The organism is Streptomyces sp. MBT65 (genome assembly GCF_016612545.1).
GTDB lineage: Bacteria > Actinomycetota > Actinomycetes > Streptomycetales > Streptomycetaceae > Streptomyces.
Genome location: NZ_JAENRY010000043.1, coordinates 1 through 24,889, shown reverse-complemented (window position 1 = coordinate 24,889; position 24,889 = coordinate 1). Strand labels below are relative to the sequence as shown.

The following is a 24,889-nucleotide window of genomic DNA, read 5'->3' as shown; positions in this document are numbered from 1 at the left end:
CACCGTGGGGCGGGTGGGGTCAGGCGGCCCAGATCTGGAACTCGGAGATCTGGCCCGCGGGCCACCCGTTGTTGGCGGTGACGGTGACGCGGTAGTAGCGCTGCGCGGTGGCGGGGAAGGTGAGCGTGACGGTGTTCTTGGTGCCCGGGTCGAAGGTGTGGGCGGCCGAGGGCTTCAGGGTGGTGAAGGCGGTGCCGTCGGTGCTGCCGCCGAGGGCCAGGGTCTGGGTGCGGGCGCCCCACGCGGCGGGCAGTTGCAGCACCACGCGGGAGGCGCTCCGGGCCGAGCCCAGATCGACCTGGACCCACTGCGGGAACGCGTTGTTGGCGCTCTCCCAGTAGGAACCCTGGTTTCCGTCCGTGACGTTCGACGACGGGTATACGTCGGTGTGGCCGGACTCGCTGGTGGGCTTGCCGGCGGCGAGGTTCGTGCCGGTGTCCGCGGTGCCGGTGCCCGAAAGGGCCACCGTGGTGGGACTGTTGGACTGGTTGCCGGTCAGGGTGAGGGTGGCGGTGCGGGTGCCGGAGACGGTGGGCGTGAACGTGACGGAGACCGTGCAGTGCGCGCCGGCGGCCAGCGAGGTACCGCAGGTGTTGGTCTGCGCGAAGTCACCACCGGCGGCAGCTCCGGTGAACGAGGCAGTGGCGGTACCGGAGTTGGTGACGGTGACGGTCTGTGCGGCGCTGGTCGTGTTCACCGTCTGGCCGGCGAAGGCGAGCGAGCCGGGGGACGTGGTGAGGGTGGCCTGCGGTGAGTCGCTCCCCGCCGCGAGGGTGAGGTGGTTGATGTTCCAACCGCCGCTGTCCTGATGGAGCGTCAGAACCTGTCGGCCCGCGGGCAATGTGACGTGGGTGGTGGCGGTGCCCCAGGTCTGCCAGTCGCCGGTGGCGGGCAGGTCGACGGCTCCGGTGAGGTTCGTACCGGAGGCGTCCGCCAGGTGCAGCGCGCCCGGCACCGCGGACGGGGCGGCGATCCGCAGGTCGAGGGTGTAGGTGCCGGCCGTGGCGACGTCGACCGTGTAGCGGAACCACTGTCCGGCGCCGGTCCAGCCCAGGTTGTAACCCCCGCCCGTGTCCGCGGTGTTGTCCAGGTCCACGCCGTCGGCGCGGTAGGAGTTGGCGTTGCCGTTGACGGAGGTGACGTTGTACGCGACCCCTTGGCCGCCGGTGTCGTAGTTCTCCGCCTGCACCGTGCCGGGCACGGCGGCCGGGGTGCCGCCGTAGGGGCCTTCGGGTGCGGGCGGCGGCCAGTGGTTGTCGCTCAACGTAGCAACGAAACCGGTGGAGTTGTTGACGTAGGGCGAGGTGCCGGGGTCGAGCGCGGTGACCGTGTTGCCAGTGATCGTCGCGGAGCCGGTGGGCGCGGGGTAGAACGGCGGCGCGATCGAAATGCCGTTGCGGCCGGGGCTGTTGACCGTGTTGTCCTGAAGCAGGGTGTTGGTGGAGGTGGAGAAGGCGATCCCGTCGTAGAGGGAGTCGGTGACGGTGTTGCCGGTGACCGTGACCTTGTCGACGGTCCCTACGTTCTGTCCGTCGCCGCCGTTGCCGATGTGCAGCGCGGGTTGGCCCTGGCTGTAGGCGTTGCCTCCGGAACGGACCACGGTGTTGCCGGTCACGGTCGCGGACAGCAGGTCGCTGCCGTTGACACCGAAGCGTCCGGCGCCCAGACCGATGTAACGGGCCGTGTCGCTGACGTAGTTGTCCTCGACCAGGTGGCCGCTGCCGCCGTAGATGCCGACGCCCTTGCCGCCCCAGGGTGCGATCGAGGTGTTGTGGCGGACGGTGACGTCGGTCATCGGGTGGTAGAAGGTCTGGGAACCGTCGCCGTTGGTGTTGTAGTTCACCGAGTTGATGGCGATCGCGTCGTCGCCGGTGCCGCGCACGAAGTTGTCGGTGACGGTCAGGTTGTTGCCGGTGTCGGCGCCCAGCGAGACGTTGTTGACGTTGATCCCGTCCGCCCAGATCGACGTCAGCCTGCTGTTCCTCACCGTGCCGCCGGCGCCCGAGGCCCAGAAGCCGGACATGGTGTGCTGGGTCCAGATGCCGTCGGCCAGCCAGTCGGTGCCGGTGGTGTCCATCGCGCCGCCGTCCCCGCCGATGGTGCTCCGGCTGACGGCGTTGGCGTCGATGTGGAAGTCACGCACCGTGCAGGAGGTCAGGTCGAACAGGGCTGCCAGGGGTGTGCTGTTGGGGACCGGGACGTCACGGTAGACCGTGCTGTACCAGAGGCCCGCGCCCACGATGGTGATGCCCTGCGCGTTCAGTCCGGCGGTGCCCTTCACATAGAAGGTGCCCGGCGGGATCCACAGGATCTTTCCCTGCTCCTGCGCCTGGTCGATGCAGGTCTGGATGGCGGCCCGGCTGTCCACCGACTGGCTGTCGGCCGCGCCGTTGGTCGGGGCGTTGTCCGCCACGGCACCGCAACTCGCAATGGAGATCGAGTCGTTGGGCTGTGTCTTCGGCGCTGGCGGGTTCTCCACGTCGACTGAGTCCACGTCGTAGAAGGACGCGCTGTTGTCGGTGTCCTTGCGCAGCGAGAACGTGGCGCCCGCCGGGATCGGGGACCCGGTGACGAAGGTGTGCGACTCGTCCCAGAAGACCCTCGGGTCACCGTCGGCCGGGTTCTGGTCGTCGCTCGTGTTGTAGTTTCCGTTGCCCTCGTACACCCAGCTCTGCTTCGAGTTGAGGTTCAGGGCCTGCCGGAACACTCCGTTGACGTACAGGTTCAGTGTCCCGGTGACACCACCGCCGGACGCCGAATCGGGAATGCTCGCGCGGATGTTGAGGAAGGAGATCGGCTGCCCGGTGGTGTTCGTCCACTGCACCGACTGACCCGTGCCGTCCAGGTGCACGTAGGAGTGACCCGAGGCCTCCAGGGCAGCGCTCGAGTACTGCGTCGTCGGCGCCGAGGCCAGCGACCGGACGACCGCTCCTCCGGCCGGGGTTCCGCCTTCGGCCTCGTAGACGGAGAAGGGCGTCGTCGCGCCCACCGCCGCGCTCGCGGCCACTTGCGCCTTCTGCGCGGTGGACCGCGGCGCCCCCTGTAGGGCGGCGGCCGGTAAGGCGGACACGCACAGTGCAGCCACCGCGGCGACGACGGCCACCGCCAGTCGCCGGGGTCTGGGGATCGTCGGCATCTGATGCTCCTTCAGGGAGTGGGGGAGCCGGCGCCCCGACCGTACAGAGACCTCATCGAGCCCGCTAGATTCCGATGAATTAAAGAATGAATTGCGCAAGTGATTGCAAGTAACTTGCTCTGAATCCGCAAATACCCAACATGCCGACTCCCGGGCCCGACTGCGTGCCGACCATGCGAACCAAGGGGAGCGCAATGGCTGCACTGGGTCAGCTCCGGACAAGGCAGTGGCACGGATCGGCGGACGTGACCGAGGCGGGCTACGCGTACGGGACCGGGGTCAACCTGGCCGGTGATGGTGTCGGTGGTGACGACGACATAGCGCTTGTCACGTCCGGGTCACTCCTGCTGCGCTTCGCCCAGCAGGAGTCCCGAGTCGCGGCGCCAGACTTCGCTCTCGGGCGTCCACGCGACCCGGGAGCCGAGGGAGATCCAGACACCGAACTCGCCCGGGGACGGCTCGACGTGTTGCGGCACCCAGACGCTGTTCAGGCAGAGCAGCACACCGCAGTCCTTGGACTCGGGCAGACCGCGCCAGGCGCAGTCCCATTTGACGTCCAGGGACAGCGGCCCGAGCACCGAGACCATCCGGTCCAGTTCGTCTTCCGTGGCATCGTCCTCGGGCTCGCTGTCGGGGGTGCCGAAGGGCGGAGTCGTGGCCAGAACGAGGCCCACTCCTTCGGGCAGGGGCCAGAGATCGACCAGGTCGGGGCGGAGCCGCACGTCGCCCGAGATGTAGGACTTCAGCTGCTCCGTATCGAGGGTGACGACATCGCGGCGCCGCAGTTCGTTCAGAAACGACACGCCGTGGGGTTCGCGGTCCGCACCGAACCGGGCGGTGGCGAAGGTGCCGAGTGCGTACGCGAATTGCTCCGCGGTCGTGATGTCGTCCACTCGGGGCCACGGAGGGGCGGTCCACTCGGCCAGGTCACGCATGATCGCCCGCGCCCGCGACAGCGCGCTCACCGCGTCGGGGAGGGGTTCGCGTACTCGGTAGAGCGTCGAGGACAAAGAGCGCGCCTTTCGAACAGGGCCAGGGAGGACTCGTCCTCACGGTACGCATCCGCCTCCATCCCGGACCACAGCCTGAAGTCAGACAGCGGTAGCCAGTGGCTCAGCAGGAGCAACTGCTCAGCGAACAGCAGGTATGTACCTCGACATGGCCTTGGTCGGCGTTGCTACCGAGGTCGAGGTCGCCCAGACTGTCGGCGCTTTCGTGCAGACCCGCGGAGGGAAACCCTGAGCTCACCGAGGCCGGCTGGCTGCTGACCGGCACCTGCCTGCCGGTCGCCGGGGAGGACCGCCGGGCAGTCTGCCCAACCTCCATTGCTTCGCCCACGTGTTCCGCCCCACCCTGGCGTCACCCCGCGCGCCTCGCCTCCACCGGGGCGTAGGGCTCCGGGCGTCCACGTCACCAGCCTTGCTGGGGTTCGCCCAGCGGAAGTCCGCAGTCGCGACGCCAGTTCTCGCCCGCAGTCGTCCAGGCGATGCGGTTGCCGAGGGAGATCCAGACGCCGAACTCGCCGGGCGACGGCACGGCGATCTGCCGCGTCCAGACACTGTTCAGACAGAGTTGTACACCGCAGTCCTTGGACTCGGACAGGCCGCGCCAGCCGCAGTCCCAGTCCACGTTCAGAGACAGCAGTCCGAGGACGGAAACCATGTCATTCAGTTCCTCCTCGGTGCAGTCGGGGTCGGGCTCGCTGTAGGGATCGCCGAAGGGCGAGGTCGAATCCAGAGTGAGAGTCAGTTTCTCGGGCAGCGGCCAGAGGTCGATCAGATCGGGGCGGAGTATCGCGTAGCCGGCGAACGAGGAGTTCGGCTCTTCGTTGTCGAACGTGACGACGGTGCGGCGCCGCAGTTCGTCCAGGCAGGGTCTGACGCCGGGTTCTGCCTGGTTCCCGTAGATGCGGGCGGTGTCGAAGGCGGAGAGGGCGTAGGCGTATTGCTCGGCTGTGGTGACCGGCTCCATCCGGGGCGTGGGGCAGGATGTCCAGTCGGCCAGTTCGCGCGAGATCTCCCGCGCCCGTGCCAGCGCATTCGGCGCGTCAGGGAAGGACTCGCGCAGTCGGTAAAGCATCGAGGACAAGAAAGGCGCCTTTCGGACAGGGGCGGGGCGGACGCGCCCTCGCGGTACGCGTCCGCCCCGCCCCGGATTACGGTCTGAGGTCATTCAGCGCTGGGCGGTTCAGTAGGAATACCCGTTCGGTGAATGGTAGGTGTGGTCCTCGACATAGCCTTCGTCGGCGTTATTGCCCAGATCGAAGGTCCCCAGACTGTTGCCGCTTTCGCTGAAGACCCGCAGACGATACCCGCTGATCGACTTCACTCCGCCCCTGCGAGCATTCCGGTAGCTCTTGACCCAGCTCTTGACCTCCGGAGGATCGGCCAGGTCGGGGACCTGGATGAAGATCTCGTTGACCTCCGTGCCGCCCTTCCAGTCCTGCCGCCAGCGCAACTGCTTGACGGCACTGTCGAGTTGCCCGTCGAACTTCCCCTCGTCGGCCTCTCCGATGGTCTTGACCTCCCCGTAGCCGACAATGTCACCCTGCTGGTCGAGGTATTCGAGGTCAGCGTTCTTGACCTTCTCTTTCCCCTTGGCTCCTGGCTTGCTCGCGAGCTCGTTCTCCTTGGGCATCACCCGGGCACGAGTCCCCTCCGGAGCGCCGTCCAACGCACGGTAGGCATTGTCCAGAGTGAGCTGCGGCTCACCGTCCTCGCCTTTGTGTTCCTTCCGCAGAGACTGCGCATCCCTGTCCCGGTCCGAATCCTCGGCGGACGAGCCGTCGGACCCACCCCCGTCGTCGCCTCCTCCGGCACCATCACCGTTCTGGACGGCGAAGGCGATGTTGGGCGCGGCGACCGCAGTGGCCACCGTGGCGCTGCCGGACACGGCGAGCATGGACCCTGCGGCGATCAGTGCCTCGCCCGGTCCGAGCGCCCCGATGCCGCTCAGCATGAGCGCACCGCCCAGGCCGTCCGCGGCCGCGCCGAGCAGCAGTTGCCCGACGCCCAGTGCGGCCATGGGACCGTTGGTCCGGTCGATGACCTGCTGGGCGGTGTCGGCGAAGCTGGAGACCGCGTTGGACAGGGAGCTGAACCAGCTCTGGCCGGTCGGGTCACTGCCGGTCACCGGGTTGTTGGCGGCGTAGTCGTAGCCCGTCAGCTGCGAGGGGTCGGTGGCCTCCAGTTGCGGGTCACGGCTGACGAAGCGGCCGGTCTGGGTGTCGTACTCGCGCAGACCGAGGTTGATGAGACTGGTGGCGGTGTCGGTGGTGCCGCCGACGTAACCCTTGTCGCCGAGCCAGGAGGTCGGGGCCGTGCCGCGGGTACCGCCGAAGGGCAGGTACTGACGCCGTGTCACCGCCTGCGTCTGGTAGTCGACGGACAGGTAGTCGGTGCCCTGCCGGTTGGGGATCAGGTACTGGACGTCGCCACTGCTGGAGCGGGCGGCCACGGTGGTGCCGTTGACGGAGTAGTAGCGGGTGCCGGTCACCGCCTTGGTGGCGGTGTTCTCGACCAGTTCCTCGTTGCCCAGGTAGAGCGTGGCCTGGGTCGGGTCGGTGCGCAGCACCAGGCCGCCGTCGAGGCCGTAGAGGTAGCTGGTGGCGCCGGCCGACGTGGTGTCGGTGTCCAGCCGGTTCTGGTGGTTCCAGGTCAGGGTCTGGTCGCCCAGGGCGCCGCCCTGGATCGAGGTGGTGTTGCCGGAGGCGTCGTAGTGGTAGGACGCCGTGTTCGCGGTGGCCGCCGGGCCGGTGGCGGTGGTGCTGCCGAGGGTGTGCGGCTGGTCGGTCGCGGAGCCCGCGGTCGGGTAGTGGTAGGTCGTGGTGGTGTCGTTGGCGCTGTTGCCGGTGGTGTCGTGGTCGGTCTGGGTCTGGCGCTGTCCGTCGGCGGCGTAGGTCCAGGTCTGCCAGTAGGGGTTGGTGCCGCCGACGGTGGTGCTGCTGCCGGTGTCGGGTGTGGCAGTGCAGTTGTCGGTGGCGGTCCAGGCCGCGGTCAGGCGGGCTGCCCAGTCGTAGCCGAAGCACTGGGTGTCCGCGACCGAGCCGCCGTTCTGGCTGTCGGTGGTCGAGGTGAGCAGTCCGGCGCCCTTGGAGACGGCCGAGTTCCCCCAGGTGTAGGCGGTGTCGTCGACGACCGTGCCGCTGGTGGAGTCGGTGGTCTTGGCGTCGGTGGGCTGACCGGTCTGCGGGTCGTACTTCAGGGTCAGGTCGACCCAGCCGGTGGTCGGGCCCATGGAGTACTGGAGCGGGTCACCGTACTCGTCGTAGCCGATGGCGGAGACGTACGTCCAGGCGGCGGTGCCGGTGCTGCCGACGCTGGTGGGCTGACCGTACTGGTCGTAGCCGTAGTTGACGGTTTCCGCGGGCAGTCCGCCGCCCGCCGGGTCCTGCTGGCCTGCCAACGTACCGGTGGTCTTGTACGTGTAGGCCTCCGTGTAACCGGCGGACGGCGCCAGCGCCGCCAGGTTGCTCGGCAGGTTGGCCAGCGTGGTCTTCGAGGCGGCGACCTCGCCCATGCCGGTGTAGGCGAGCACCGCGTTGGTGACCGAGGCACTGCCGGTGCCCAGCTGGTAGGAGGTGGAAGAGGTGAGGTACCCCTTCTTCAGCGTGTCGTACGTCCAGGCGCCGACCTGGTTGGCGGCGGACGCGGTGGCGTTGCCGGTGGTGTCGTAGGCGGCTGTCCGACGGCCGTCCTTGTCGTAGGTGTAGGTGGCCTGGTCGCCCCGGGCGTCGGTGGTGGTCTGGAGCTGGCCGGCGTTGTCGTAGCTCGCCGAGGAGGAGCCCGCGTCGGGGTCGGTGGCCGCGACCTGGTCGCCCAGGAGGTTGTAGGTCCAGGTCCAGGTGTTGCCGGCCGGGTCGGTCTGGCCGGACTGGTGGCCGTCCGGGTAGTACGTGTAGTGCGTGTCGGAGTAGTCCGAGGCGGAGTCGTGGACCGGGTCGGCCGCGGCGCCCGCGTGGTACTGGTACAGGTCGGTCTGGCGTCCCCGGGCGTCGGTGACCGAGGTCTCGGCCACGCCGCCCTTCGGGGGCACGGTGGTGGTGAAGTTGCCGCCGAAGACGGTGGTGGTGTTCCAGGTGGCGGTGCCCAGCGCATAGGCGGTGGCCACGGTCTTGCGTCCGGCACCGTCGTAGGTGAAGCCACTTTCTGAGGGGATGTCACCGTCCTGCGCCTGCACCAGCGTGGAACTGGGGGCGCCGGTGGTGTAGTAGGGGGCGGTGGTCTTGGCCACCCATCCGTTGGTGTCGTAGACGGTGTCGGTGACGTCCCGGCCGCCGTCGACGGTGGCGATCTGCGTCTCGCGGGGCCGTAGCAGCGCGTCCATCAGCAGTTCGCTGCTGCGGTAGCTGCCGTCGTCGTTCAGGGTCTGGGTGACCACGGAACTCGGCTTGTCGGCGGCGAGCGCGTAGCTGTACTTGGTCGTGGCGTCGGTGATACCGGGCCGGAACACGGCGGTGATCCGCCCCAGCGCGTCGTACTGCGCCTTGGTGACATAGCCGGCCGCGGTGGTCTGCGTCAGCATCAGACCGCGCAGCGGGTCGTAGGTCTGGCTGAGCGTCTGCTGCATCGGGTCGGTGGAGGCAACTGCGGTGGGTGCGGCGCCTGTTGTGGGGGTGTAGGTGGTCGTGGTGGTCCGCTGGTCGGCGTCGGTGCTGGTCAGCGTCCGGCCGTAGACGTCCGTCGTGAGGGACGACATGGTCGAGTAGACCGGGGTGGACCCCTTGTACGAGGTGGCCTGCTCGGTCGAGGTGGGGTCACCGACCGTGGGTGCGGCGCCCACGGTGCCGGAGCCGTCGTAGTAGACCCGTTTGTCGCTGACCGCGTCGTCCGGGAGCGTCGCGGTGGCCGAGCAGGTGACGGACACCGTCTTCGTCTCGTCCACCAGGTCGAAGATCCAGGCGGAGGTGTTGTCCGCGTAGCTCGCCGTGGTGCACAGGTCGTCGTTCGCCGTGGATACGTCACCCTTGTCGTCGGCCTTGGTGACGCGGCCGTGGGAGTCGTGGGTGTAGTCGGTCTCGGTCTCCCGGGTGGCCCCGGACGCCAGCGGCGTGAAGACCTCGACCGCGCTCTGGCCGGTCAGGAACGCCTTCTGCACCGGCAGTCCGCCGGACAGTGCGTGGACCGCGGTGGCGCTACTGCTCCAGGGGGCGGTGATCGTGTCGTTGACGACCTTTCCGCTGTTCAGGCCGTTGTAGAGGATCGCCTCGTAGGTCAGGCCCGCGTACTGGGCCGCGTCGGTCACCGGTGGGTCGCCGCGGGAGTCGGTGACGGTCGCCGAGCGGGTGCCGCCGCCGGACAGGGTGTCGCCGTCCATGCCGCGGAAGTAGGTGTATTCGGTCTCGGTGACCGGGTCGGGCGCGGTGCCCGTGGTGACCTTCATGCCGCCGTAGCCGCGCCACTGGTCCCAGGTCCGCTGGGCGGTGGGCGTCAGCGGACTGTCGTCGTAGTGCCAGGCGGCGGTGCCCACGGGGACGTAGCGGGTGACGATGGCGTCGTTGACTCCGCCGCCGGTCGGGTCCTGCTGGGTGACCGTCGTGACGATGTACTTGTTGAACCAGTCCAGCATCGGGCTGGTGTGCCCGGTGGGAGTCCAGTAACCGGGGTAGCACAGCGAGGTGTTCAGGCCGGCGTCGCTCGGGGTGCCGCTCGCGCAGGCGGGGGCCGAGTAGCCGACGCTGATGATGCCGCCGGACTCGGTGGTGATGGTGTTGAGCCGGTAGCGGGTGATCGGCGGGTAGCCGTCGGTCAGGTCCACCCGGTTCGACAGGGGTGTGCCGGAGAAGGTCACCTGGGGCATGGCGAGCGCCGACGCGGAACCGCCGGCGGAGGTGTCCTGGCCGGTGCGGGTCACCGAGTTCAGCCACAGCGAGGGCGTGGTCGCGTCCCCGGTCGCCGGGAAGGAGTAGGTGAACGCCCAGGAGTCGACGTTCGTCTCGGTGGAGCCGACCAGCACCTGGGTCTGAACGCCCGTCAGCTCGTTCTCGGTCCAGAACGTCGGCGAGTTGGACGCGCAGGCAGCACCGCTGGCGCAGTTCAGGTCGAACGGTACGTCCGGCCACTTGGACGCGGTGGAAGTCGTCAGCGTGGAGGTGGCACACCCGGTGGCCGAGGTGTTGCAGCGGCCGTTGTAGGCGAAGGTGACCTGAGCGGCGGGGCTGGTGGAGTACACCGAGCCGTCCCGCTGGCCGTACTGGATCTTCGCGAGCACCGCGTCGCGCACGTAGGGGGTGTCGGCGGTCTTGCCGAGGTTACGGGCGTAGTAGGCGGTGATCGGCGTGTAGAAGTAGGACATCACGTCGCCGTGGGTGTCCTTGACCGAGTCGAGCATCCAGCGGTAGCCCTGCTGGCACCAGGAGTTGGCCCACGTGGCGTTGTAGCAGGGCTGGGTCGAGTCGGTGGCGTAGACGGGCTCGGTCAGCACCGAGTTGGTGGTCGCGTTCCCCGACGCCCACCCCGGCAGCCTGTTCAGGCCGAAGGTGTACTGGGTGCCGTTCGAGGTGGTCACCCGGAAGTACTCGCCGCCCTGGGCGCCGTTGACCGCTCCGGTCAGCCGCTCGACGCGCTCGTCGGAGTCGCCCTGGGCCCGCAGGGTCCCTGTGGTGTCGTCCTTGATCAGGGTGGTGGTGGTGCCGTTGAGCGAGAGGGTGAGCTGGTTGTCGGAGGACCAGCAGTTGTCCCAGGTCTTCGTGGCGCCGGTGGGGTTGTCGTGGCAGGAGCCGTAGGAACGCTCGATGTAGTTGCTCGGCAGCGAGAAGCCGTCGCCGACGACCGAGGCCTGGTTGTTGGTGGAGGAGGTCAGGCCGTCCACGCTCTGCGAGTCGTAGCCCAGCGAGAGGTTGGGCGTCAGTCCGCCGGGGACGCTGGGGCCGGTGATCGGGTAGGACCAGGTGAACGCGTCGGTGCTGCCGCCGGCCTGCCAGGAGCCGGAGGGCTTCAGCGAGGTGGCGGCGAAGTCGCCACCGCCTCCGCTCGGTGCGGCGGTGGCCGCCAGGACCACGCTGTTCTCGGCGAGGGCGAGCGGGGCCGAAAGGGTTTGCGCCGTGGCGCTGTTGGCGGACGCGACAGGGGTCTGGGTACGGCAGGCTGCGCGTCGCGGTGTGGTCAGGGCGCAGTCGGGCAGCTTCACGAGCCGCAGCCGCGAACCCCAGTCGGCACCGAACGCGGCGGTGAAGTCCTGGTAGTCCAGGCCGACTTGGACCTTGCCGTGACTGCTCCTGGGCAGCCCGGACAACTGGAGCAGCACTCCGTCGACACCGGCCGACCGCCCGGACCGCTGCGGCAGGACGCGCACCGAGGCGTGGTCGAGGGCGAGGCCGGTGGAGGGTGCCAGCCAGACCGGGAGGTTGCCCGCTCGCAGCCGGGCAGCGGATGCCACGGGCGTCCGAGCGGCAGCGCGGCCCGTCGCCGTCGGAGCCGCACCGGTCGTCGCGGAGGTGGCGAAGGCTGCCGTGCCGCTGGGCCAAGTCACCTTGGGCGACGGCGAGTTGGCCAGGTGCCGGACGGGGCCGTAGTGGGAGTGCACGGCGGCCACCGGGACCGGCTTGACCTGGGTGAAGCCGGGTTGCGGGCGGCTCGTGACCGCTTCGGCCGTACCGGTCAGACCCACGAGTACGGAGATCACCGCCGTCAGGGCGGTCAGACCGCGTAGCGGCGGGCGCCCGGGGCTCAGGCGTCGGCCCGTCCGTTCGCGTGAACCTGTCGCCCTTGGCACGACCCTGCTCCCTCTGACGACGATGAAGTCGATCTTGAAGACCCAACGGAAGGTACCCAAGGCGACCGTCGAAGAGTCGCCGCGCGGAGGACTCTTGCCAGATTCATGACATGGACATATCCGAAGCCTTATGACGTTCAGTCACATATGTTCCCTGGTAGCCGAATTGACCTATGCGAGGTCCCGGACAACCACTTACATTCGCCTCCGGGTCGGACCTCCGACCGAGATCGAGAGACGGGAATCCGATGTCCATACCTCGCGCACACGCGCGAAACGGCAGACCGCGTGCCCTGCTCGCGGCCGCCGCGGTGTTGGCGGTCAGCGCTGCCGGACTGGCCTCCACACCCGCGACGGCCGCGCAGCCGACCGCGGGCCTCCAGATCACCGGCAAGAGCGCCCCCGCCGCCAAGTCCCCTGCGAGGTCCGGAGGTTCACCGGTCCTGCCGGACGGCTTCGGCCCCACCGCCGCCGACTCCGCCGCGATGCAGGCCGCCGCCGCGCAGGCGCACGCCACCGGCAAAGCGGTCGCGGTCCCGTCCCTGACCAGCCCGACCGTGCAGGTGGAGGCGGAGCCCGGCGGCGGCTTCCGCTCGGTCTCCAACCCGCTGCCGGTGCGCACCCGGCAGCGCGGTCACTGGGTGCCGGTGGATCTGACCCTCACGCACCGGGCCGACGGCAGGTGGGCTCCGAACGCCACCGCCTACGGCACCGTGTCCTTCTCCGGCGGCGGCACCGCCCCCCTCGCGGTCACCCGCTCCGGGAGCACCTCGCTCGCCCTCACCTGGCCCACCGCCCTGCCGACCCCTCATGTCTCGGGCACCACCGCGACCTATCCCTCCGTCCTTCCCGGCGTGGACCTCCTGGTCTCCGCCACCGCGGCCGGCGGCCCCGGCGAGACGCTGGTCGTCCACGACGCCGCGGCGGCGCGCAACCCCGCGCTGGCCTCACTGCGCCTGGGTGCCCAGCTGCGGGGCGGCCACCTGGCCGGCGCCGAGGACGGCGGGCTCACCGTCACGGACGCGCACGGAGCGGTCGTGGCGGACGCGGCCACACCGCTGCAGTGGGACTCGAACCGGACCCTTCCCACCGGCGGGCAGCCCGCCGGGGCCAAGGTGGCGGCCGACGCCTCCGACGCCGCGCACCCGGGACTGGCCGCACGCGTCGCCCCGGTCCGGGCCCGGACCGGCTCCGGTGCGCTGACGCTCGTTCCTGACCGGGCGATGCTCACCCGTGCCACGACCGTCTACCCGGTCTTCATCGACCCCTCGGTCAACTGGCACCCGGTCGCCTACACCAACCCCGCCTTCGACGAGGTCAAGCAGGGCTGCCCCGGCACGTCCTTCTACAACAAGACCGGCTCACTGGCCGACAACGGTTACCTCGGCGTCGGCTACAACGGCTGGCCCGAGGGCTCCTGCAACACCGGCGACGAGCACGCCCTCTACCAGTGGACCCTGTCCAAGACCATCTTCGGCGCCACCATCAACAGCGCCGAGGTCGACGCGACCGACATCTACTCGGCCTCCTGCGCCACCACCGCGACGGTCAACCTGCACTGGTCCAAGGGCATCGGCTCCGGCACGAACTGGAGCAACCGCCCCGGCTACAACAGCTATTCGACCTCGGCCGGCTTCGGGCCGGCGTACAACCCCACCTTCTGCCCGGACAACGGCAGCACGACCAACGGCTTCAACGTGCTGACCCCGATCAAGACCGCGGCCCACGGACACGCCACCACCTTCACCGCCACCCTGAGCGAGGACTCCATGGAGTCCAGCCGCAACGACCTCGGGTTCAAGCGGTTCGCGCACAACCCCACACTGCAGATCTTCTACGACAACCCGCCGAGCGCGCCCACCGCCGCCACCATGGCCGCCGTGTCCGGCGCCGCCGACGCGGCCTGCGACACCGCCTCGCCGTACCCGTACATGGGCAAGACCATCGCCTCCACCCCGCCGGTACTGCGCGCCAAGGTCAAGGACCCGAACGGCGACAAGCTCCAGGCCACCTTCCAGTACTGGATCGACGGAACCACCACCAAGTACACGCTCAAGAGCGGCGACAACCTCGCCAGCAACACCTACGCCACGACCTCGCTCCCGGCGTCCTTCGTCTCGACGCTGACCGCCGGCAAGACCGTCGACTGGGACGTCACGGTCACCGACGGCATGGCGTCCACCACCTACGCCCAGTCGCCCACCTGCCACTTCACCGCCGAGCCCACGGCTCCCGACGAGCCGACCCTCGCCTCCGAGAGCAACCTCTTCCCGAACACGGACGTCACCGACGCCGCCGTCGGCGCGGCTGCCGGCACCTCGGGCAAGTTCGACATCAACGGCTCCGGCACCACCGCGACCAAGTTCGTCTACCACCTCGACGTGCCGCCGCCGACCAGCAACCCGCCGGCGAGCGAGACCGTGACCGCGAGCGCCAACAAGGCAACGGTCACCGTCGCCCCGCCCTCGCCCGGCCCGCACACCCTCTACGTCTACTCCGTGGACGGAGCCGGCGACGTCTCCGGCACCTCCGCCTACCCGTTCCTGGCCGCGGGCCACCCCAACACCACCTGTGCCAGTCTGGCCGCCTGCTTCAACAACGTGGGCATCAGCTCCGACAGCAACATGACCGCGGCCAACTTCGACGGCAACGGGCACAGCTTCTCCGCCACCGACTGGGCCAACGCCGGCTGGACCAGCGGCGGCAAGGTGACCGTCGACGGCGCCACCATGACCCTGCCCGCCTTCGGCTCCGGCCAGAAGGACAACCTGCTGGCGGCCAACCAGACCGTCGGCTACTCGGGCCAGGGCAGCGCGCTGGTCTTCCTCACCTCCTCCACCTACACCAACCTGGCCTCCCCCGGCGCCATCGCCGGTGACACCACCGCCCCCTATGTGCCGGCCGACACCCGGGTCAGCGCCACCTACTGCTTCTCCGGCGACGACGCCGACGCCTTCTGCCCGGCCAGCGGACAGATCACCTACACCGACGGCACCAGCGCCGGCTACATGCTGACCGTGCCCGACTGGTCCAACAGCGACAGCTCCATCGCCGCCGCGGTCTTCCCGCACGCCAACGGCACCACCCAGAGCACGGCCAACCGCCAGCTCTACGCCTTCTCGGTGCCGGTCGACCCGACCCGCACCATCGCCTCGGTCACCCTGCCCGACCTGACCGGCGCGGCCGGACCGAGCGAGTCAACCCTGCATGTCTTCGCCCTGGGCACCCGCAACACCACCGGGGGCACCACCGAGGCCAACGGCAGCTACGTCACCGCTCCGGCCGGGCAGTCCTGGACCGGCGCCTGGTCCAGCGCCACCGAGGGCAGCTACGGACTGCCGGGCGGGGGCACCTTCTCCAACCAGACCATCCGGGTGGCCCTGAAGCCCTCGATCTCCGGCGGCACCGTCCGCGTCAAGCTCGACAACGCGCTCGGGACCGGCAAGCTGTCGATCGGCCACGCCACCATCGCCCTCAGCTCCACCCCGAACGCGATCGGCGCGGTCCCGGCCGGCACCCCGCCGACACTCAAGTTCGGCGGCAGCCAGTCGGTCACCGTCCCCGTCGGCGGCATGGTCTACAGCGACCCGCTGGCGTTCAACGTCACCGCGGGCCAGTACCTGCTGGTCTCCTACCAACTCAGCAACGCCGTCCCCTACTTGGTGCAGCACTCCTACGCGGGCGGCTCCTACGAGTACATCACCGCGAGCGGCACCGGAGACCTGACCACGAGCACCAGCGCCACACCGTTCACCACCAACGCCGTCGCCTACGGCAACTTCACCGACCTGGTCACCGACCTGGACGTACAGTCGGCGAGCGTGCCCACCGAGGCCGTGCTGGGCGACCACCTGGTCGACCCGTTCCAGCCCGGCACCACACTGCCCAACTCCAACGGGTACCGGGTGGCCGACGGGCTGACCGCCGCCGAGCCCTCCACGCCCACCCCCTACGGCGTCATCGCCGAGGGCATCGAGTCCAACCAGCTCATGGCCGACAACCCGGAGACCTACAACGGCAGTGTCATCGGAGGGCCGTCGGTGCTCTCCCGCCTCGACCGCGACATCCTCGACCAGCCCGGCATCTCCACCGTCATCGTGGACGACGGCCTCGAAGACCTGCTGGCCGGGGCCACCAGCGACGACCTGGACGCCAACGGCTACACCGCGCTCGTGGAGCAGCTCCAGGGCTGGGGCATCAACGTGGTGCTCACCTCACTGACGCCCTGCGAGGGCTTCACCGGTGACGGCGCCACTCCCGACGACCCCTGCACGAGCACCACGGACGCCAACCGATCGGACGTCAACGCCTTCCTCGGCGGCATGAACCTGGGCAACCCCTGGGCCACCCCGGCCGTCTACTTCGCCGATCTCGACGCGGCCGTGGCCGTGACGGACTCGGCCACCGGTGAGGAGAAGCTCGCGGCGGCAGCGGACAGCGGCGACCACGTCAACCTGTCGAACCCCGCCTTCGGCGCGCTCACCACAGCCCTGCTCTCCCCCGTCGACACCTGGAACCTGGACGACGGGGACGGTATGCCGGTGGCCACCGACACCGCCGCGACCGACACCCTCAACACCCTCAACGCGGCGGGCGCGAACCCGAACCTCGGCAACAGCCCGCTCACTCTGACCGGCGGCGCGACCTGGGCCACCGATGCGACCCGGGGCACCGTGCTGAGTCTCGACGGCAGCACCGGCTACGCCGTCAGCCCCAACCCCCAAGTGGTGAACAGCGCCGGCAGTTTCACCCTCTCCGCACGGGTGAAGCTCACCGCCGTCGGCACCGCCGACCAGACCGTCCTCGCGGAGGAGGGCACCGAGAACAGTCCGTTCTCCCTGGAGTACAACCACTCCCACACCGGCAGTCCCGGCTGGGCCCTGCGCTTCACCAGCGCCGACACCCCGAGCCCGACCCTCACCTTCGCCTATGCCGCGGGTGCCTCGGCCACCACCTGGACCCACCTGGTGGGTGTCTACAACGCCGCCACCAAGACAGCCCAGCTGTATGTGAACGGCACCCTGGCCGGCACCGCCACCGGCGTCACCCCGTGGGCGGCCACCGGAAACCTGGTCCTCGGCCGGGGCCTGGACAACGGCGGCCAGGACGACTGGGTGAACGGTTCCCTGAGCGACGTACAGGCGTACGACTACGCCCTGACGGCCAACCAGGTCACCGCGATGTACCAGAACATTCCCTGAGCCTCAGGGCCAGGCAGTGACACGGGGAAATGATCGAGGGGCCGTTTCGGAAGAACTCCGAAACGGCCCCTCATCTGCGACTTCGAAAAGTCGGGACGACAGGATTTGAACCTGCGACCCCTTGACCCCCAGTCAAGTGCGCTACCAAGCTGCGCCACGTCCCGATGCGCTGCCCACGGAGAACCGTGTGATCGCGCGAACAGCACTTTACCCCACACCAGGGGGTGCGCCGAAGCCGGTGCCGACGCGGGACAATCGTCGTATGGGCGACACAACCGCAGGTGCGACCTCGGACGGTACGGCCGACGCGCGGGACCGGGACGGCGAGGGACGGGCCCGCAACGCCCGGCCCCGGGACGGGCTCGGGCGACCGCTGCCCTACGACGCGGACGGCGTGGCACGGCAGCCCGAGGGGGTCGTGCGCGCGCCGGAGGAGACCGTCGTCGAGGCGCAGGCGCTGCTCGACGAGGGGAAACCGTTCCACGCGCACGAGGTCTTCGAGGACGCCTGGAAGTCGGGGCCGGACGAGGAGCGCGGCCTGTGGCGCGGGCTCGCCCAGCTCGCGGTGGGGCTCACGCACGCGGCCCGGGGCAATGTCACCGGCGGGGCCCGGCTGCTGCGGCGCGGGGCCGTGGGCGTCGAGGAGTGGGCGGCCCGGTCGGGGCGGGAGCGGCCGTACGGGACGGAGCTCGCGGGGGTCGCCGCGTGGGCGCGGGAGCTCGCGGACGAGGTGGAGCGGGGCGGCGGGAGCGTCGACGCGCGGGCTCGGGCGCCCCGGCTGCGAGGGATGTCGTAGTCGGGCCGTTTCGCGGGACGCCGTGGTCGGGCCGGTGCGGTGTACGGACTGTCAGTGGCGTGGGGCAGACTCGGAGGCGTGCGAAAGATTCATGTCATCGGTATCGGCGCGGGCGACCCCGAGCAGCTCACCCTCCAGGCGGTCAGGGTGCTGCGGAGCACGGACGTGTTCTTCCTCCTCGACAAGGGCGAGGTGAAGTCCGACCTCACCGGGCTCCGCCGGGACATGCTCGACGCGCACATACCGGAGGGGACGTACCGCCTGGTCGAGGCGCGTGACCCGGAGCGGGACCGGAAGGCGGGGGGTGCCGCGTACTCCCCGGCCGTCGGCGACTGGCGCAGCGCCCGTGCGGACATCTACGAGCGGCTCATCGTCGAGGAGGTGGGCGAGGAGGAGAGCGGCGCGTTCCTGGTGTGGGGGGATCCTTCGCTGTACGACAGCACGCTCGGCATCCTGGAGGAGATCCTGGAGCGGGGCGCGGTGGCCTTCGAATACGACGTCGTGCCCGGCATCAGCAGTGTCTCGGCGCTCGTCGCCCGGCACCGCACAGGGCTCAACCGGGTGGCCGGGCCGGTGCAGATCACCACGGGCCGGCGGTTGTCCGAGGGGTTCCCGGAGGGGGTGGACGACGTGGTCGTGATGCTCGACGCGCAGCAGACCTTCCGGCGGTACGCCGACCAGGACATCGACATCTACTGGGGTGCCTACATCGGCACCCCGGACGAGATCCTCGCCTCCGGTCCGATAGCCGAGGCCGCCCCGCGCATCGAGCAACTGCGCGCGGAGGCCCGGGAGCGCAAGGGCTGGATCATGGACACGTATCTGCTGCGCCGGCACACGGCAGTGGAATAGCGCGCGAAGAAGCAACCCGAGCGGCCCCGCCCACTGTGCACGGATGGTCCACCGGTGTGAAAGTGACCTCGTGACAGTCGCCGAGGAAACCTCGCTGCCTTCCGCGCAGCAGCCCCCCGTGCTGGACCCTCGCCGCCGCAACGTCGTCTTCGTGACGATCATGCTGGGCATGCTGCTGGCGGCCCTCGACCAGACCATCGTGGGGACGGCCCTGCCGACGATCGTGTCGGACCTGGGCGGTGCCGCGCACATGTCGTGGGTGGTCACCGCCTATCTGCTGGCGGAGACCGTGGCGACCGTCCTGGTCGGCAAGTTCGGTGACCTCTTCGGCCGCAAGGTGGTCTTCCAGGTCTCGGCGATCGTGTTCATCACGGGCTCGTTCCTGTGCGGTCTCGCCACCAACATGACACTGCTGATCGCCTGGCGGGCGGTGCAGGGCATCGGCGCGGGCGGGCTGATGGTGACGGCGATGGCGCTGATCGCCGACGTCATCCCGCTGCGGGAGCGCGGCAAGTACCAGGGCGCGATCGGCGCGGTGTTCGGTGTGGCCACGGTCATCGGACCGCTGCTCGGCGGCCTGTTCACCGACCATCTGACCTGGCGCTGGGCGTTCTACGTCAACGTGCCCATCGCGATCGTCGTCGTCATCGCGGCGGCCCGCACCATCCCCGTGGTCAAGTCGGCGGTGCGGCCCGTCATCGACTACCTGGGCATCGCGCTCGTCGCGGTCGGCGCGAGCTCCCTGATCCTGGCGACGAGTTGGGGCGGCAACGAGTACGCGTGGGGTTCGGCGACCATCATCGGCCTGTTCGTGGGCGGCACGATCGCGCTCGGCCTGTTCTGCTGGGTCGAGACCCGGGCCGCGCAACCCATGCTGCCCATGCGGCTGTTCGGCAACCCGGTGTTCGCGGTCTGCTCGATCCTCAGCTTCATCGTCGGCTTCGCGATGCTCGGCGCGCTGACGTATCTGCCGACCTATCTGCAGTACGTCGACGGCGACTCGGCCACGGTCTCCGGGGTGCGGACGCTGCCCATGGTGATGGGGCTGCTGATCGCGTCCGTCTTCAGCGGCAACGTGGTCAGCAAGACCGGCCAGTACCGCATCTTCCCGATCATCGGCTCCGCGGTGATGGGCGTCGGGCTCTATCTGATGTCCCTCATGGGTCCGGGTACGGGCGCGTTCCTGGAATCGGTGTACATGTTCGTGCTCGGCACCGGCATCGGCCTGTGCATGCAGGTGCTGACGATCGCCGTGCAGAACACCGTCGAGTACACCGACCTCGGCACCGCGACCTCCGGCGTCACCTTCTTCCGTACGCTGGGCAGTTCGTTCGGCACCGCCGTCTTCGGCACGATCTACGCCAACAGCCTGGCCCCCAACCTCAAGGACGGGATCGCGTCCGCCGCGAGGACGAGCGCGCTGAACCCGGCCGTCATCACCAAGGCGGCGACCAGCCCCGAGGGCCTGCACAAGCTGCCGCACGCCGCCGCCGCGCCGATCATCAACGCGTACGCCGACACCATCCAGACGGTGTTCCGGTGGACGGTCCCGGTCGCCGTGATCGGATTCGTCGTGGCCCTGTTCCTCAAGCAGGTCCAGCTGCGCGACAGCGCGCGGATGGGCTCCACCGACATGGGCGAGGGCTTCGCGTCACCGCGCGGCGGGGACTCGCAACGCCTCCTCGAAGCGGCCGTGGGCAAGGTCATCGGCAGCACCGACCTGGACACGGCCCGGCGGATCATCACGGACTCCGACACGCGGCTGGACATCGCCGGTGCCTGGGCGGTGATGCAGGTCGAACTGTTCGGCCGGATGGTCGGCCATGCGAGCCTCGGCCTGATCGCCGCCCGGCGTCACATGCCTCCGGAGGTGCTCCTCCCGGTCTTCGACCGCATGGTCGAGGAGGGCTATCTGACCCGCACCGGCTCTCTCCTGTCGCACACCGCGGCGGGCGAACGGGAGGCCGAGATCATCGGCAGGGCGTGGGGCAACTGGCTGGAGGACCGGGTGGAGAAGGACATCGGCCGCCCCTCCGGAACGGACCTGCGCGCCGCCGTCGACTCCATCGCCAAGCGGCTCCTGGTGGAGGACCTCAGCACCGGACTGCCGCGCCGCCCGGCCGAGTTGGAGGGGAGCACGGCCTCCTCCTGAAGACCCCGTCGCCCTGAAAACCAGGTGCCGGGCGAGCGGGCCGGTGGTCATACTCACGGCATGTCCCCGGCTCCCGTGCGCTTCCGCGACCCGCGCGCCGAGCGCTACCACTTCGCGTCGTCGATGTTGGTGCGCTGCCCGCGCTGCGAGCGGATCGCCCACTTCGAACAGCGCCCGTGCACACCTCCGGACGCCGAGGGGAAGCGGTATCCGCACACCCGACTGGTCTGCCGGTCCTGCGGCCTGTGCCGGATCGACACGGGCCCCTCTCCGCGCTCCCGGCCTCCCCTCTGGCTGCGAACCGGGACCAGACACGGCGAGTTGTGGGCGTACGACCTCCAACACCTGGACCTGATCCGGCGGTTCGTCGCCGCCGACCTGCGCGAGCGCGCGCCCTGGTACGACACCGGGCGGAAGATGACGCTGGTCGCCCGGCTCCCGGCCTGGATGAAGAGCGCCAAGAACCGGGACGAGATCCTGCGCGCGGTGGACCGCCTCCGGGCCACGGTCATCGCCCCGGGCTGAGCCCCAGCCGCTCCAGACCTTCCAGCCGCTCCAGCACCCCGGCGACATCGGGCACCGCGCTCACCCCGTCCGGCAACGGCGGCCGTCGTACGACCACGACCGGGACGCCTGCCTCCCGCGCGGCCGTGAGTTTGGCCGAGGTCGCCGCTCCCCCGCTGTCCTTCGTCACGACCACGTCGATCCGGTGCTCGCGCAGCAGCGCCGCCTCGTCGGCCACGGTGAAAGGCCCGCGGGCCGACAGCAGTTCGATGTCCGGCGGCATCGGGGGCTCGGGCGGCTCCACCGACCGTACGACGAAGTGCAGTCGGGGCAGATGCGCGAAGGCGGCGAGGCCGAGGCGGCCGGTGGTGAGCAGGACGCGACGCCCGAGTGCGGGGAGCGCCTCGGCGGCCTCGGCCAGGTCCGCGACCGGGTGCCAGTGGTCGCCGGGGCCCGGCTGCCAGCCCGGTCGGCGCAGCACCACGACGGGCAGGTCGCGCGCCGCCGCGGCCCGCACCGCATTCGCGGTGATCGACTCCGCGAAGGGGTGGGTGGCATCGACGACGGCGTCCACGCGGTGCTCCCGCAGCCACTCGGCCAGCCCCTCGGCTCCGCCGAAGCCACCAATCCGCACGTCCCCGGCCAGCGCACCCGGCCGTGACACGCGCCCGGCGAGGGAGGTGGTCACCCGGATCTCGGGACGCCGTCGCGTCAGCTCGGCGGCGAGTTCACGTGCCTCGGTGGTGCCGCCGAGGATCAGGATGTGCGGGGACATGGGGCGAGCGTACGAGGTCACGGGGCGGAGGCGTCCGGGGAGTCGGCGGCGGTGTCAGCGGAGCAACAGTTGCAGTCCGCCGATGATCGTCGCCGCGATCACGAGTTGCTCGAACAATCGCTGGTTGATTCGGTTCACAGCCCATTTGCCGATCAACGCACCGGGCACGACGAATGCCGCGAGCGCCGCGTCAAGCAGCAGGGAGTGCCCGTCGATCAGGCCGAGGCCCACGCTGAAGGGCACCTTGGTCACGTTGACGATCAGGAAGAAGAACGCCGACGTGCCGAGGAAGCCCAGCTTCCGGAAGCCCGCCGAGAGCAGGTACATCGACATCACCGGGCCACCCGCGTTGGCGACCATCGTGGTGAACCCGCCGAGCACACCGTACGAGCCCGCCTTCGCCCGGCCGGACCTCGTGGTGACGGAGTCCGGCTCGTCACCGGCCCCGGCCTCCGTGTCCGCCTTCCGTCGGCGCCACAGGGTGACCCCTGCCATGAACAGCAGGATCGCCCCGATCGAGGTCCGTACGACCGCGTCGTCGGCCCACACCAGGAACAGCGTCCCGATCACGACCCCCGCCGCGACCGCCGGGAACAGCCGCCACAGCGTGGGCCAGTGGGCGTGCCGCCGATAGGTGAGGACGGCGAGGACATCGCCGACGATCAGGATCGGGAGCAGTACGCCGGTGGAGGCGCGGGCGGGCAGGACGGCCGCGAAGATCGCCAGGCTGACCGTGTTGGCCCCGCTCACGGCGGTCTTCGAGAAGCCGACGAGCAGGGCCGCGGCGGCGAGCGCGGCGAATTCCCAGCCGGATATGTGCCAGAGAGTCATCGTGTTCATGCGAGGACCGATGGTATGTCCATACATCTGGCCGCGTAAGGAGTGTCTCGCCAGGTGGCCCCTGCCGCGCGGCCACCTGGGAAGATCCCCGGGACCAGGACCTTCCCGACACGGCACCGCCGGAGGACACATGGCCGACACCCGCGAGCACCTCCTCACGGGCACCCGGGGCACGATCACCGCACACGAGTGGCCGCACGAGCAGCCGCGCCGGATCGCCCTCGTCGCGCACGGATACGGCGAACACATGGGCCGGTACGCCGAGTTGGCCGCCGTACTGCGAACGCACGGCGCGGTCGTCCTCGGTCCCGACCACCAGGGTCACGGCAGGTCGGACGGTGAGCGGGTGCTGATCGAGGACTTCGAGGACGTGGTCACGGACCTGCACGCCGTCGCCGAGCTGGCGCGTGCCACGTACCCGGGCGTCCCCCTCGTCCTGATCGGCCACTCCATGGGCGGACTGATCGCCTCCCGTTTCGCGCAGCGCCATGGCGCGGAACTGGCCGCGCTCGTGCTGTCCGGGCCGGTGATCGGCGGCTGGGAGCTGCCGGGCCGGCTGCTCGCCCTCGACGAGATCCCCGACCTCCCGATCATCCCGGCCGCGCTCTCCCGCGACCCCGGCGTCGGTGCGGTGTACGCGGCGGATCCGCTGGTCTGGCACGGTCCGATGAAACGGCCGACGCTGGAGGCGTTCGCCGAAACCCTGGGGACCGTCGCCGAGTCGGGCGACATCGGCGGGCTTCCGCTGCTCTGGCTGCACGGCGGCGACGACCGGCTCGTCCCGCTCGCCGGCAGCCGGATCGGCGTGGAGCGGTTGAGCGGCGGCGAGTTGACCGAGCACGTGTATCCGGGCGCCCGGCACGAGGTGTTCCACGAGACGAACCGGGCCGAGGTCTTCGCGGACCTGCTCCGCTTCCTCGACGGGGTGCCGAACCGCGCCACCCGGTCAGCATGACCGTGCCAAACTTCTCGCACGGCCCGCGCGGACCGTCGTAGAAGAGCCCGCGTGGCCCGTCGTAGCGCACAGTCGAGCAGAGGAGCCTCGCGTGACCGGGACAGAGCCGGCCGTCCAGCGGATCGACACGTCGAAGCCGCATCCGGCGCGGGTGTACGACTGGTTCCTCGGCGGCAAGGACAACTACCCGGTCGACGAGCAACTCGGCAGGCACATCACGGCACTTGACCCGGGCGCCCCGCGGACCGCGCGCGCCAACCGCTGGTTCATGCAGCGGGCGACGCGGATGCTCGCCGGGCAGTCGGGCATCCGCCAGTTCCTGGACGTCGGCACCGGCATACCGACCGCGCCCAACCTCCACCAGATCGCCCAGTCCACCGCGCCGGACGCGCGGATCGTGTACGTCGACAACGACCCGATCGTCCTCGCCCACGCCGCGGCGGCTGCTGCGCGGCACCCCCGAGGGGGCGACGGAGTACATCCAGGCCGACGCCCGCGAACCGCTCACCATCCTCCAACAGGCCGCCCGCGTCCTGGACTTCGACCGTCCGATCGCGCTGTCCCTCATCGCCCTGCTGCACTTCATCCCGGACGAGGACGGCGCCCGCGAGCTGGTGAGCACCCTCATCGACGCGCTGGCGCCGGGCAGTTGCCTCGTGCTGTCCGCGATGACGGCCGACCTCGAACCGGAGAAGGTGGAGCGCGGCATCGCCGCCTACGCGGCGGGCGGGGTGACGCTGGTCGCCCGCACACACGCCGAAGTGAGCAGCATCTTCAAGGGACTTGAGCCGATGGACCCCGGCATCGTGTCCGTCTCCGAGTGGCACCCCGAACTCGCGGAGGGCGAGACACCGCTGGGCGAGGGACCGATCTCCCTCTACGGCGGAGTCGGCTTCAAGGTCTGACGAGGCATCCGGGTCACGCCCCCGCTCCTCAGAACCGCCCCACCGGAAACACCGCCCGCAC

The 24,889-nt window shown here is 69.9% G+C and carries 12 protein-coding genes, 1 tRNA gene and 1 pseudogene; 7 read left to right on the top strand and 7 right to left on the bottom strand.

The window, feature by feature from the left end:
- Window positions 1–19: 19 nt before the first annotated feature.
- From JHN63_RS12635 to JHN63_RS54255, 4 genes are all read right to left on the bottom strand, one after another.
- Window positions 20–3,136: a discoidin domain-containing protein gene (locus tag JHN63_RS12635; protein WP_234476504.1), complete on the bottom strand. Its 3,117-nt coding sequence runs from the start codon at window positions 3,134–3,136 to the stop codon at window positions 20–22.
- A gap of 338 nt (window positions 3,137–3,474) precedes the next feature.
- Window positions 3,475–4,146 (bottom strand): hypothetical protein, encoded by a 672-nt coding sequence (locus JHN63_RS12630; protein ID WP_234476503.1) that lies wholly within the window; start codon window positions 4,144–4,146, stop codon window positions 3,475–3,477.
- Between the two features lie 400 nt (window positions 4,147–4,546).
- Entirely contained in the window at window positions 4,547–5,215 is a 669-nt protein-coding gene (locus JHN63_RS12625; RefSeq protein ID WP_234476509.1) for a hypothetical protein, read from the bottom strand.
- 108 nt (window positions 5,216–5,323) lie between these two features.
- Complete coding sequence (locus tag JHN63_RS54255) at window positions 5,324–11,848, bottom strand: RHS repeat-associated core domain-containing protein (protein WP_200679719.1); 6,525 nt, start codon at window positions 11,846–11,848, stop codon at window positions 5,324–5,326.
- A 248-nt stretch (window positions 11,849–12,096) separates the two neighbouring features.
- Here JHN63_RS54255 and JHN63_RS12615 point away from each other — a divergent pair, with 248 nt between their 5' ends.
- A complete protein-coding gene (locus JHN63_RS12615) occupies window positions 12,097–17,049 on the top strand; it encodes a LamG-like jellyroll fold domain-containing protein (protein ID WP_200679718.1) in 4,953 nt (1,650 codons plus the stop codon).
- 90 nt (window positions 17,050–17,139) lie between these two features.
- Here JHN63_RS12615 and JHN63_RS12610 read toward each other — a convergent pair.
- A tRNA-Pro gene (locus JHN63_RS12610) sits at window positions 17,140–17,213 on the bottom strand.
- A 98-nt stretch (window positions 17,214–17,311) separates the two neighbouring features.
- Between JHN63_RS12610 and JHN63_RS12605 the strand changes: the two genes are divergently transcribed.
- The 4 genes from JHN63_RS12605 to JHN63_RS12590 all read left to right on the top strand — a co-directional run bounded on the left by JHN63_RS12605 (window position 17,312) and on the right by JHN63_RS12590 (window position 21,374).
- Window positions 17,312–17,845, top strand: coding sequence for a DUF309 domain-containing protein (locus JHN63_RS12605; protein WP_200679717.1), 534 nt, complete (start codon window positions 17,312–17,314; stop codon window positions 17,843–17,845).
- A 78-nt stretch (window positions 17,846–17,923) separates the two neighbouring features.
- On the top strand, window positions 17,924–18,697 hold the full coding sequence (gene cobF / locus JHN63_RS12600) for a precorrin-6A synthase (deacetylating) (protein WP_200679716.1): 774 nt from the start codon (window positions 17,924–17,926) through the stop codon (window positions 18,695–18,697).
- 70 nt (window positions 18,698–18,767) lie between these two features.
- The gene (locus tag JHN63_RS12595; RefSeq protein ID WP_200679714.1) at window positions 18,768–20,849 is read left to right on the top strand and encodes an MDR family MFS transporter; all 2,082 of its coding nucleotides are present in this window, start codon (window positions 18,768–18,770) and stop codon (window positions 20,847–20,849) included.
- A gap of 60 nt (window positions 20,850–20,909) precedes the next feature.
- Window positions 20,910–21,374: a hypothetical protein gene (locus tag JHN63_RS12590; RefSeq protein ID WP_200679712.1), complete on the top strand. Its 465-nt coding sequence runs from the start codon at window positions 20,910–20,912 to the stop codon at window positions 21,372–21,374.
- Here JHN63_RS12590 and JHN63_RS12585 read toward each other — a convergent pair.
- The gene (locus tag JHN63_RS12585) at window positions 21,358–22,128 is read right to left on the bottom strand and encodes a cobalt-precorrin-6A reductase (protein ID WP_200679710.1); all 771 of its coding nucleotides are present in this window, start codon (window positions 22,126–22,128) and stop codon (window positions 21,358–21,360) included. The genes JHN63_RS12590 and JHN63_RS12585 overlap by 17 nt on opposite strands.
- A gap of 54 nt (window positions 22,129–22,182) precedes the next feature.
- Window positions 22,183–22,968, bottom strand: coding sequence for a sulfite exporter TauE/SafE family protein (locus JHN63_RS12580; protein ID WP_200679708.1), 786 nt, complete (start codon window positions 22,966–22,968; stop codon window positions 22,183–22,185).
- A 130-nt stretch (window positions 22,969–23,098) separates the two neighbouring features.
- Here JHN63_RS12580 and JHN63_RS12575 point away from each other — a divergent pair, with 130 nt between their 5' ends.
- Window positions 23,099–23,923: an alpha/beta hydrolase gene (locus JHN63_RS12575; protein ID WP_200679707.1), complete on the top strand. Its 825-nt coding sequence runs from the start codon at window positions 23,099–23,101 to the stop codon at window positions 23,921–23,923.
- A gap of 91 nt (window positions 23,924–24,014) precedes the next feature.
- Window positions 24,015–24,828 (top strand): annotated as a pseudogene (locus JHN63_RS12570) (SAM-dependent methyltransferase).
- Window positions 24,829–24,889: the final 61 nt, after the last annotated feature.